Source organism: Ruegeria sp. CDSC002 (genome assembly GCF_059610905.1).
On record NZ_JBXWOM010000010.1, the window covers coordinates 103,386 to 114,544 of the forward strand.

The 11,159-nt window shown below is 58.3% G+C and carries 14 protein-coding genes; 10 read left to right on the forward strand and 4 right to left on the reverse strand.

Annotation, left to right across the window (positions count from 1 at the left end; genetic code table 11):
• Positions 1–76: 76 nt before the first annotated feature.
• Positions 77–520, reverse strand: coding sequence for an ATP-binding protein (locus tag AC2FJE_RS17935; protein ID WP_496757039.1), 444 nt, complete (start codon positions 518–520; stop codon positions 77–79).
• A gap of 28 nt (positions 521–548) precedes the next feature.
• Positions 549–887: an STAS domain-containing protein gene (locus tag AC2FJE_RS17940; RefSeq protein WP_108861130.1), complete on the reverse strand. Its 339-nt coding sequence runs from the start codon at positions 885–887 to the stop codon at positions 549–551.
• A gap of 102 nt (positions 888–989) precedes the next feature.
• On the opposite strand from AC2FJE_RS17940, the gene AC2FJE_RS17945 reads away from it, so the two are divergent.
• Complete coding sequence (locus AC2FJE_RS17945) at positions 990–2,162, forward strand: thiolase family protein (protein ID WP_496757037.1); 1,173 nt, start codon at positions 990–992, stop codon at positions 2,160–2,162.
• Positions 2,163–2,215: 53 nt separating this feature from the next.
• A complete protein-coding gene (locus tag AC2FJE_RS17950) occupies positions 2,216–2,668 on the forward strand; it encodes a GAF domain-containing protein (RefSeq protein ID WP_496757032.1) in 453 nt (150 codons plus the stop codon).
• Positions 2,669–2,718: 50 nt separating this feature from the next.
• Here the strand turns inward: AC2FJE_RS17950 and AC2FJE_RS17955 are convergent, their stop codons facing one another.
• Both AC2FJE_RS17955 and AC2FJE_RS17960 read right to left on the reverse strand, forming a co-directional pair.
• On the reverse strand, positions 2,719–3,108 hold the full coding sequence (locus AC2FJE_RS17955) for an SHOCT domain-containing protein (RefSeq protein ID WP_058279764.1): 390 nt from the start codon (positions 3,106–3,108) through the stop codon (positions 2,719–2,721).
• A 112-nt stretch (positions 3,109–3,220) separates the two neighbouring features.
• On the reverse strand, positions 3,221–3,523 hold the full coding sequence (locus AC2FJE_RS17960; protein WP_496761268.1) for a DUF1294 domain-containing protein: 303 nt from the start codon (positions 3,521–3,523) through the stop codon (positions 3,221–3,223).
• A 96-nt stretch (positions 3,524–3,619) separates the two neighbouring features.
• On the opposite strand from AC2FJE_RS17960, the gene AC2FJE_RS17965 reads away from it, so the two are divergent.
• Genes AC2FJE_RS17965 through AC2FJE_RS18000 form a run of 8 tightly spaced genes read left to right on the forward strand, consistent with a single transcriptional unit; the run spans position 3,620 to position 11,104 of the window.
• Positions 3,620–4,189: a helix-turn-helix domain-containing protein gene (locus tag AC2FJE_RS17965; protein ID WP_496757028.1), complete on the forward strand. Its 570-nt coding sequence runs from the start codon at positions 3,620–3,622 to the stop codon at positions 4,187–4,189.
• Entirely contained in the window at positions 4,189–4,812 is a 624-nt protein-coding gene (locus AC2FJE_RS17970) for a LysE family translocator (RefSeq protein WP_496757026.1), read from the forward strand. Before AC2FJE_RS17965 ends, AC2FJE_RS17970 begins: the two co-directional genes overlap by 1 nt.
• A 4-nt stretch (positions 4,813–4,816) precedes the next feature.
• Positions 4,817–5,197: a GFA family protein gene (locus AC2FJE_RS17975; RefSeq protein ID WP_496706400.1), complete on the forward strand. Its 381-nt coding sequence runs from the start codon at positions 4,817–4,819 to the stop codon at positions 5,195–5,197.
• Positions 5,198–5,212: 15 nt separating this feature from the next.
• The gene (locus AC2FJE_RS17980; RefSeq protein ID WP_496706399.1) at positions 5,213–7,663 is read left to right on the forward strand and encodes a GcvT family protein; all 2,451 of its coding nucleotides are present in this window, start codon (positions 5,213–5,215) and stop codon (positions 7,661–7,663) included.
• 18 nt (positions 7,664–7,681) lie between these two features.
• Entirely contained in the window at positions 7,682–8,158 is a 477-nt protein-coding gene (locus AC2FJE_RS17985; RefSeq protein WP_282120300.1) for a cupin domain-containing protein, read from the forward strand.
• 2 nt (positions 8,159–8,160) lie between these two features.
• A complete protein-coding gene (locus tag AC2FJE_RS17990) occupies positions 8,161–9,213 on the forward strand; it encodes a zinc-binding dehydrogenase (protein WP_282170479.1) in 1,053 nt (350 codons plus the stop codon).
• 12 nt (positions 9,214–9,225) lie between these two features.
• Complete coding sequence (locus AC2FJE_RS17995; RefSeq protein WP_496757021.1) at positions 9,226–10,119, forward strand: homocysteine S-methyltransferase family protein; 894 nt, start codon at positions 9,226–9,228, stop codon at positions 10,117–10,119.
• Positions 10,120–10,129: 10 nt separating this feature from the next.
• Complete coding sequence (locus AC2FJE_RS18000; protein WP_282120297.1) at positions 10,130–11,104, forward strand: GlxA family transcriptional regulator; 975 nt, start codon at positions 10,130–10,132, stop codon at positions 11,102–11,104.
• Positions 11,105–11,159: the final 55 nt, after the last annotated feature.

Here is an 11,159-nt window from a genome sequence, read left to right on the forward strand (position 1 = left end):
AGCTACGGATACCTTTTTGCCCTTTGTTTGCGGCGCGGCAATGGTGCGATCTGGGCCATTATGTGACTATTTTGGGTCAGGTGGTCGGGTTTGGAAAGTCAAACCGCAGGGACAACCGGTTGCAGCCATTGCGATGTTCATAGCGAATGTCGCTGGTCAGTTCGTGGATCAGGAACCAGCCAAACCCGCCTTCGGGCAACTCGTCGAGTGTCGATCCCAAAGGCGCGGGCACACTATCGGGCACGCGAAATCCCGGCAAAGGAGTCCCGGTGTCAAAGATCAAAATATCCAGCCAATTTTGGTGCAGCCGACAATGCACCCGGACCTTGGCCGGGGTGACGTCCGAATAAGCATGCTCCACCACATTGTTGATCGCCTCGGCCAGAGCGATTTTCACGTCGCTCGCCTTGTGTGGCGGTAGACCCTGCGCCTCCAGCCCTTTGCTTAGCTGGGCGATACCAACACTGGCTTCGGTTTCGGTTGCAGTAAAGCTCAGATCCAAGCAGTTCCCGTTCCCCATCGACATCGCGCCTATTCAATCCGTGAAGTCATTCCGCCGGCGGTGCCAGAGCGTCGTCCAGGGTAGGATAGAGGTTGAAAACCGTATCCATGCGGGTCAGCCGAAACACCTTTTCGACAAACGGGTGCAACCCGGCCAAATCCAACCTGCGGTCACTGCCCAGTTGTTTCATCGACGCGACGATGGCCCCAAGGCCGCTTGAATCGATAAATTCGACCCCCGTCAGGTCCAGAACAACGCGCGACGCGCCACCGTCGGCCTCATTGCGCATGTCTTCCTTGAACTGAATGGCCATTGCGGCATCAATCCGGTCCGAATGCACGGTAATGATCTGCGTCGTGTCTGTTATCTTACTGGTCAGGGCCATGCGCACGGGCTCTCTAAACTGAAAATCACTCGTAGAAATACGCTAGACGACAATTCTTACCATTCTGTATCCATTCCAGTAGAAAAGCGAAGGAGCATCCAGATGAAGCAAGTCGTTATCGCCGGCGCGGCGCGGACCCCGATGGGTGGGTTTCAGGGGATGTTCGATACCGTGACAGCGGCCGATCTGGGCAGCGACGCCATCAGGGCAGCGTTGCAAGGGGCCGGTACTGAAACAGTTGACGAAGTCCTTATGGGATGTGTTTTGCCGGCCGGGCAGGGGCAGGCGCCCGCACGCCAGGCCGGTTTTGCGGCAGGGTTGGGCGAAGACGTTCCCGCCACAACGCTGAACAAAATGTGCGGATCGGGCATGAAAGCGGCCATGATGGCCTATGACCAGATCGCTTTAGGGCATGCCGATACAATGATCGCAGGCGGGATGGAGAGCATGACGAATGCCCCCTACCTTTTACCCAAAATGCGCGAAGGCGCGCGATTGGGTCATGCGCAGGCAATGGATCATATGTTTCTGGACGGGCTCGAGGACGCCTATGACAAAGGTCGCCTGATGGGCACATTCGCCGAAGATTGTGCCGAGGCCTATCAGTTCACACGCGAAGCGCAGGACGAATATGCACTGCGTTCTTTATCAAATGCGCTGGCCGCACAGGAAAACGGCGCATTCGCGGATGAAATCACGCCGGTTACGGTCCGCACCCGTAAGGGCGAGGTCACTCAGGCCACGGATGAACAGCCGCTTTCGGCGCGGCCCGAGAAAATCCCAACGCTCAAGCCAGCCTTTCGAAAGGATGGCACTGTTACGGCGGCAAACTCCTCTTCGATATCGGATGGCGCGGCTGCATTGGTGCTGGCATCGGAGGACGCGTCACAGGCGCAGGGCCTGAGCGTCCGCGCCCGTATTGTCGGCCACGCCAGCCACGCGCAGGCTCCAGCGCTGTTTACGACCGCACCAGTTCCAGCCGCCCAGAAACTGCTGACCAACATCGGTTGGTCGAAAGAAGACGTCGATCTGTGGGAGGTTAACGAAGCCTTTGCCGTCGTGCCGATGGCGTTCATGCACGAGATGGGCTTGCCCCGCGATATCGTCAATGTGAATGGTGGGGCTTGCGCACTTGGGCATCCGATTGGTGCGTCGGGTGCACGGATCATGGTCACCCTGCTGAACGCGTTGGAAAAGCGAAACCTGAAACGCGGGGTGGCGGCCATCTGCATCGGCGGCGGCGAAGGCACGGCGATAGCCATCGAACGCGTTTGACGCTTCACCTTTTTCCAAATACTCCGGCGCAAAGCCCTGCCACGAGTTCCGACATGACAGCTGATTACGATACACTTGCCAAGACCATCGCCGCACTGACCGAGGGTGAAACCGACGACGTGGCCCTGATGGCCACCATCGCGTGCGAGGTGCATCATTCCGATGATCGTTTTGACTGGACAGGCTTCTACCGTGTCACCGAGCCGGGGCTTTTGAAGATCGGGCCCTATCAGGGTGGGCACGGCTGTCTGGTCATCCCGTTCGACCGCGGTGTTTGTGGCGCTGCCGCCCGTACGGGTGAGGTACAGTTGGTGCCGGATGTGGATGCGTTTCCGGGCCATATCGCCTGCGCATCTTCGACCAGATCCGAGGTGGTGCTGCCAGTGCACAACGCCGCCGGTGACGTCATTGCGGTGTTCGATATCGACAGCGATCAACCCGATGCGTTCAATGAACAAGACGCAAGCCAACTGGGCGAAATTCTGTCCAGCGTATTCGCCAAATAACAATGGCCGAGGGCGTGCCCCCGGCTATTTTGATTAGTGTGTGCTTCCTATCAGGTGCTCAGAAGCTTGGCTTTCTGCGCCGCAAATTCCTCATCCGTCAGAACGCCTTTTTCCTTGAGCGCAGCAAGCCGTTCCAACTCATCCGCAGCAGATACTGTGGCGACCGAGCGGATATAGTCCTTTTGCGCCTGTTCGATCTGGCTCATGGCCTCGGCATTATGTTGATGCATCTTGTCGCCGCGAACGATCAGGTAGGCCAGAACGCCCATCCATGGAATCAGGATGACAAAGGCGATCCAGACTGCCTTTCCACCGCCGCTTAGATCCTTGGAGCGGAAGACATCGGCCACAACCGAAATCATCACCCAGAACCAGGCCACCATCAGGAACAGCCAGAAGATTGACCAGACTATGTCGAAGAAACCGATGCCGTTGTCCATTTGTCATTCAACCCTTTGCGAATGCGTAAGAATAATCATATTCAGATAGAATGGGAGTGTAGCAGACAGTTTCCCAAATGGTTAGCACCTAATCCCTGATGGAAATCTCGCGCTAGACCAGGCTGGGCAATTCCAAGGCCGCCAGAAGATAGGCCAGGACAGCCTGAGCGCCGAAAATCCCAAAGATGTAGCATGAAAACAGCCGCTTGCGGGTTTTGTGTCCGAAAATCCACCGCCCCAGCAATGCGCCTGGACTGCCGCCCAGCGCCGCCAGCCACAATAGTTTTCGTTCCGGGATACGCCCTTTCCGCCGTCTTGCCCGCAGCTTATCCCAGCCAAAGGCAAGCAAAGTCAGGGTGTTGACGACCCACAGATAAATCACCGCAATCCACATGGTTGACGGATATCCAAACAATGTCGTGGACCTAAGTGAAAAAAATCTTGGATTTTTCACGGAATCAATGCATCGTGAAAAACGAGGAGAAAATTTCACCAAACTTCGGAGCGTTCAGTGAACAGCCAAGCCCCGCACAGCGCCACACTCGGAGCCGACCTTCGCGCATTGCGCAAAGCGCGCGGGCTGACGCTGAGCGAGATTGCAGCGCGCCTTGGACGCTCGGTCGGTTGGTTGAGCCAGGTCGAGCGTGATATGTCGGATCCATCAATTTCGGACCTTCGCCAGATCGCCGAATGTCTGGGCGTTCCGATGTCTATGTTGTTTGGGCACTCTTCGGCGCCTGCGGACGAACAGGGTTATGTCGTGCGTGCCGGATCCCGCCGCCCGATGGGCTCGGGCGAGGAAGGGTTGATTGAAGAGCTGCTTTCGCCCGACCTGACCGATGATTTCGAGATGGTGCACTCTACGTTCAAACCACGCTCAAAAATGCAAACCCCGGCCAACCGACCCACGCAGGAGGTTGGGTACATGGTGTCCGGTCAGTTGGATTTGACGATCGGAGACCGCCGATTCCTTGTGGGGCCCGGCGACAGCTTCCGCATCAAACACCAACCCTACCAATGGTCGAACCCTTATGATGAGCCCGCCGTGGCCATCTGGGTGATTGCCCCGCCGGTGTACTGATGAGTTTCGAGGCCTGGACCATATTCGCATTGTTCTGGGTGGTGTTCGTCACCACGCCGGGTCCGAATGCTGTAAACTGCATCTCGAACGGAATGAGCCTGCCGTTTCCCAAGGCGATGCTAGGTGTGCTGGCGATTCTAACGCAGGCCAGCGCGTTTCTGATTTTGTCAGCACTAGGTGTGACCGCGTTGATCGCAGCCTCCCCAACCGGGTTTTTCATCGCCAAACTGGTTGGTGCAGGGTTCCTGATCTGGGTTGGGGTTCGCGGTTGGATAAATGCCACGCGTCCGGCACCAGTTACCGAACGCCCCGCGCGTCACGTGTATCTGCACGCATTGGCGGTCGCGACGATCAACCCCAAAAGCGTGGCGGGGTATCTCGCCGCCTTTTCACAGTTTGTGCAACCGGATGTGCCGATCTGGCAGCAGATGGTCGTCGTCATGCCCACGGCGCTGGTCATTACCACGCTCAGCTATACCGGGTTCACCCTGATGGGTACATTGATGGGCAAAGCGGCGCTAGGAGCGGTTTTCAACACTTGGGTGCGTCGTGTCATGGCCGCCTGTTTCATCATCTATGGCGTGTTGCTGGGTGTCAGCTCCACGCCCGCAGCTAGGGGGTAATCAGATGCAAAACGGTTCTTGCCTCTGCGGCGCAGTCGCGTTCACGATTGACGGAGAGCTTTCACAGCCTTCGGCCTGCCATTGCGGTCAATGCCGCAAGCAGTCCGGCCATGTTTGGTCTTCGACCTGGACACATCAGGATAACGTCAGCTTCACCGCCAGCGATACGCTTACGTGGTTCCGCGCTTCGGACACCGCCCGCCGCGGTTTCTGCCGTTCCTGCGGCTCGTTCCTCTTTTGGCAGCACAATGACGAGGACACGATTTCGATTTCCATGGGGGCTTTCGATACGCCCACCGGATTACAGCTCGCCCGGCACATCTTTGTGGCCGACAAGGGCGATTATTACGACATCACAGACGATCTGCCCCAACGGGCACAGTAACAAGGATCAAGACCAATGAGCGATTTTCCGACAAAAGCCCGCGTGGTTGTTATCGGTGGCGGTGTGGTGGGGGCCTCCTCGCTGTATCATCTGGCCAAGAAGGGCTGGACCGACTGTGTCCTGCTGGAAAAGAACGAACTGACGGCAGGCTCGACCTGGCACGCGGCGGGCAACGTTCCGACCTTCTCGAATTCATGGGCGATCATGAACATGCAGCGATACTCGACCGAGCTGTATTCGCGTCTGGGCGAAGAGGTCGACTATCCGATGAACTACCACGTTTCGGGTTCGATCCGTCTGGCGCACAGCAAAGAGCGGATGCAAGAGTTCGAACACGCCATGGCGATGGGACGCTATCAAGGCATCCCGATGGAGATGTGGACACCGGAAGAAGCTAAAGAGCGCTATCCATTCCTGGAGACGCACGATCTTGAAGGCGTTCTGTACGATCCCACCGATGGTGACATTGATCCGGCGCAGCTGACACAGGCGCTGGCCAAGGGCGCCCGTGACATGGGCCAGAAGATCATCCGCTTTTGCCCGGCAACTGGCGTAACTCAGCACGACGACGGCTCCTGGACCGTACACACCGACAAAGGCGATATCGCCTGCGACTATGTTGTGAACGCGGCTGGGTATTACGCGCAGCGCGTGGGAGAGTGGTTCAAACCTTTCGGCGGCCGCACAGTTCCCGCGATGGTGATGAGCCACCAGTATTTGCTGACCGACGAAGTTCCAGAAATTGAAGAATGGTCCAAAGCGAACGGTGGTAAGAAACTGCCACTGCTGCGCGACGTGGATATCTCGTACTACCTGCGGCAGGAAAAGAATGGCTTCAACCTTGGTCCGTATGAGCCTAACTGCAAGGGCCATTGGATGACTGAAGACGATGCTATGCCCGAGGATTTCTCGTTCCAGCTGTGGAACGATGATCTGGACCGCATCGAGGATATCGTCACTGACGCGATGGAGCGGGTTCCGCTGATGGCAACCTCGGGCGTTGGCCGTGTCATCAACGGCCCGATCCCCTATGCACCGGATGGTCTGCCGCTGATCGGCCCGATGCCGGGAGTTAGAAACGCGTTCGAAGCGCACACCTTTACTTTCGGCATCGCGCAGGGCGGTGGCGCGGGCAAAGTGCTGGCCGAATGGATCGTCGATGGCGCGACCGAATGGGACATGTGGGCCGTCGATCCGCGCCGCTACACCGACTACACAGATCAGGACTACTGCAACCAGAAAGGTCTGGAAGTTTATGGCAACGAATACGCCATGCACTTCCCTCATCACGAATGGCCTGCCGCACGCGACAAGAAACTGTCGCCGGTACATGACAAGGTCAAAGCGCTAGGCGGCGTGATGGGTGCCTATAACGGATGGGAGCGCGCCAACTGGTTCGCAAAGCCGGGCGACGACACGTCGCTTGATGCCACCCATACCTGGGGTCGGTCCGGCCCGTGGGAGCAGCGGATCCAAGAAGAATGCGAGGCCGTGCGAGATGATTGTGGAGTGCTGGATCTGCCAGGCTTCTCGCGCTTCATGGTCAAGGGAGAGGGCGCCGCTGAGGCGTTGCGCGGTCTCGCAACCGGAGGGCTGCCAAAGGTTGGCCGGATGAACCTCATCTATGTCTCTGATGATCGTGGCCGCATTCTGACCGAGATGTCCTGTATCCGTCTGGGCGAGGACGAATTCGTCATGATCACCGCCGCCACTGCGCAATGGCATGACCGTGACATCCTGATGAACGCAATGCCTGCCAGTGTGTCGATCGAGGACGTGACAACCTCGCGTGATACTCTGATCGTCACGGGCCCGAAATCGCGCGAGATCCTGTCGAACCTGACGGACGCCGATCTGACCACTGGTTGGCTGACCCACCAGTCCGCCACCGTTGCTGGCCAGCCCGCCTACCTGATCCGCGTCTCTTTTGCCGGTGAACTGGGCTGGGAAGTGCATGCCCTGAACGAGCATATGCCTGCGATCTATGACGCGATCATCGGCGCCGGTGCCACGCCGTTCGGGATGTATGCCCTGAACTCACTGCGTATCGAAAAAGGCTATCGGGCATGGAAGGGTGACCTGTCGACCGACTACTCTCTGCTGGAAGGTGGGCTGGAGCGGTTCGTCAAACTCGACAAGCCGCAGGACTTCCCCGGCAAGGCCGCGATCCTGAACGAAAAGCAGCAGGGCGTAAAAAAGGCCTTTGTCACCATTACAGTGGATGCAGGAGACTGCGACGCGCCCTACATGTCCTGCATCTGGCAGAACGGCGAGATCGTGGGCGAGACCACTTCGGGCGCATGGGGTTACCGCGTCGGCAAGTCCATCGCGCTGGGCATGGTCAAGGCCGAGCTTGCCAACCCCGGCACCGAGCTTGAAGTCGAAATCTACGGCCAAAAGTGCCGCGCCGTGGTAGAGCAGGATCAGCCGCTCTGGGATCCTGAGAACGAGCGGTTGCGCGCTTAAACTCTCACGGAGACCACCATGAGCAAACGATACGCCAAACTGGGACCCGGTGAGGGTCTCAACTATGACTGGGAAAACGACCACACTTTTGTGAAAGTTTCCGGCCAGGACACGGATGGCGCATACACGCTTATGGAAGACAATCTGAAGGCCAGCTTCGCGCTTGGCCTTCATCGCCATGATACCCACGCCGAGACTTTTTACTTTCTGGAAGGCGCGGTGGAATTCTACGTTGATGGCGACTGGCATCGCTGTACGCCCGGCACAACCATGCATGTGCCACCCGGAGTACCCCATGCGTGTCGCGTCGCCGATGGCGCGCCCGCCAGAATGCTGATGATCTTTCAGCCCTCGGGGTTCGACGGGTTTCTGGCTGAACTGGCAAAAATGACCGAGGCTGACTTTGCAGATGAGGCGAAAATGGCCGAGCTGAACGCGCGTTACGACATTGTGCCGATGGGGCCGGTTCCAGCCCATCCGGAAGACAGGGTCTAAAGATGACCACGCCCACGAAAATGTCCGGCGTTTACCTGACGCGCCACGGCGGTCCCGAAGCGCTGGAATGGCGCGAGGATATTCCGGTCCCAACGCCTGGTCCGGGGCAGGTTCTGGTTCGGGTCGCGGCTGCAGGGGTAAACAACACCGACATCAATACACGGGTCGGCTGGTATTCCTCGGACGTGACCGGGGCAACGGACGCCGTTGATCAGGATGTTGATGCCGGAGGCTGGGGAGGTGCGTTGGCGTTTCCGCGCATTCAGGGTGGCGATCTATGTGGGATAGTCGAATTGGCAGGGCAAGAGACCGGGTTTCAAGCCGGGCAACGGGTGACCTGCCCGATCAACTTGCCGCGCCCACGCCCCGGCAATCCGACTGGCTTTATCGCATTAGGCTCTGAAATCGACGGAGCGTTTTCGCAATACTGTCTGGTTCAGGCCGACGACCTGTATGACGTGACGGCCTCACCCCTGTCAGATGTCGAAATCGCCGCCATCCCCTGTGCATTTGGCACGGCCGAGAACCTGTTAACCCGTGCTGGCGTGACCGCTGGTCATAAGGTGCTGGTCACCGGTGCCTCGGGTGGCGTGGGCCTTGCCGCCGTGCAACTGGCGTCTCTACGCGGGGCGACGGTTTGGGGCGTTACGGGATCAACCAAGGCCGAGGTGGTCAAAGCGCAGGGGGCCGTGGACACCTTGGACCGCAACGCGCCGCTGCCCAAGGACATGTTCGACGTCGTGATCGACGTGGTCGGAGGCCCGGCATGGCCCGGCCTGATCCTGGCCCTGAAACCCGGCGGGCACTATGCTGTTTCAGGCGCAATCGCAGGACCAATCGTTTCGGCTGACCTGCGTGAGATCTACCTGCGCGACATCACGATTCGCGGCTGCACACATCAGGCATTTGAAGTCTTTGGCCGCCTTGTCGAGATGATGAATGCGGGCCGCATCAAGCCTTTGGTTTCCAAGACCTATCCACTAAGAGACATCGCCAAGGCGCAGGAGGACTTTCAGTCCAAGGCGCTGCCGGGAAAACTCGTTCTAATTCCGTAGGGAGGTTGGCAAATGGCGGATATCACGCTTCTGGATGGCTCGATCGGGCAGGAACTGGTCAAACGCAGCGGGGACAAACCCACGCCGCTGTGGTCGACGCGCGTGATGATCGACCACCCGGAACTGGTGGAAGCGGTCCATGCCGAGTACTTCCGCCGTGGTGCGACGGTCGCGACGACCAACACCTACGCGGTCCATCGCTCTCGGCTGGAACGTCTGGATATGGAGGATCAACTGCCCGATCTGGTCCGTGCGGCGGTTACCCAGGCGAACCACGCACGCACGGGCGGTTCCGGGCGCATCGCCGGGGCGCTGGGTCCTTTGCTGGCGTCTTATCGCCCCGATCTGAATCCTGATGTGGAAGACGCCGCCGAAAAGTTTGCCGAGTTAGTTACCCTCATGTCCGATGACGTCGACCTTTTCCTGATCGAAACCGTTTCCTCGGTGCAAGAGGCCGAAGGGGCCCTGCGTGGTACGGCTGAGGCAGGCAAACCGGTCTGGCTGGCGCTTTCTGTGATGGATGATGACGGAACACGGCTGCGATCTGGTGAAATGCTTGCCGATATTGCGCCTCTTGTGGATCGGTTCAACCCTGACGCTGTTCTGATAAACTGTTCCCGCCCCGAGGCCATTCCTGCCGCGCTCAAGGTCATAGCCACGATGGGGCGGCCATTTGGGGCCTATGCAAATGGGTTCACCGGGATTGCACAGGATTTCCTGAAAGACGCGCCGACAGTCGACGTGTTGACACAGCGCCACGATCTTGGACCCGAGGCTTATGCCGATCATGCCATGGAATGGGTAGCGCAGGGGGCAACGATTGTTGGCGGATGCTGCGAAGTCGGGCCGGATCACATAGAGGTCCTTGCCGATCGATTGCGGTCCGCCGGGCACCGGATTGTCTGAGAGGAAAGTGATGCCATCGCCGTCGAACATCCCGGCTTCTAACGCGCAGCGACATTTCGACATCGTTGTCGCGCCGGGCTATGTGCTGCTGGAACTGGCGTCATTGGTTGAAGTGCTGCGGTTGGCCAACCGCGTTTGTCCGAGCCCGCCATTCACCTATGCCTATCGCTCTCTGAGGGGTGGCCCGGTCGCCAGCAGCAGCGAGGCGACGATCCAGACCGACCGCATTCCGTCGCAGCCCAACGCGGACTATTTGTTCGTCATCGGAAATTCCGACCCCGATCATCCTGATCTGTCTCTGGGGCGTGTTGTGTCGGATTATACTTTCCGCGGCGCACAGGTCTTTTTGCTGTCCGAAGCTGCAAGCCGCTATATCGACGAGCAGGGGACCGAGGACATGTCGACCCACTGGGAAAACGCGTCCTTCTTGCGTGAACGTCGCGCCCAGTTCGAGGCCAAACTGTCGATTGCAACAGAACAGGGCGCCGTGGTGACCTGCGCCGGGATGGAGGCCACTACCGATGTAGCGCTGGCCGTGATCGGGCGTCATATTTCCGGGCCAACAAGAATGACCGTGGCCGACATCATGCTGCACGAAAACATCCGGGATTTCTCGTCTCTCCAACCATTTTCCGGATCAAAGACCACCGCTACAGGTGACGCCAAGCTGGACCAGTGCATCAAAGTGATGCAGGCTAATATCGAAGACCCGCTGCCGATTAACGAAATCGTCGAAGCGCTAAAGCTTTCGAACCGGTCGCTGGAACGGAAATTCAAGAACTATTTCGGAACCACGCCAAACGGTTTTTACCGCGAAATGCGGCTGGCCAAGGCCAATAACCTGCTGCTGAACACAACGATGAGCGTTCGCGAAATTGGTCTTGCCTGCGGGTTTCCCAACGGTTTCTCGTCGGTCTACAAAAGCTTTTTCGGCGTGACACCCTTTGTGCTGAGACGTGAAAAACGGCAAGTCAAACAACGTTGATTTTTGCAAATGGGCTGACGTTTTTCGTGCATTCTGTGTCGCTCTTTCGTGCCAT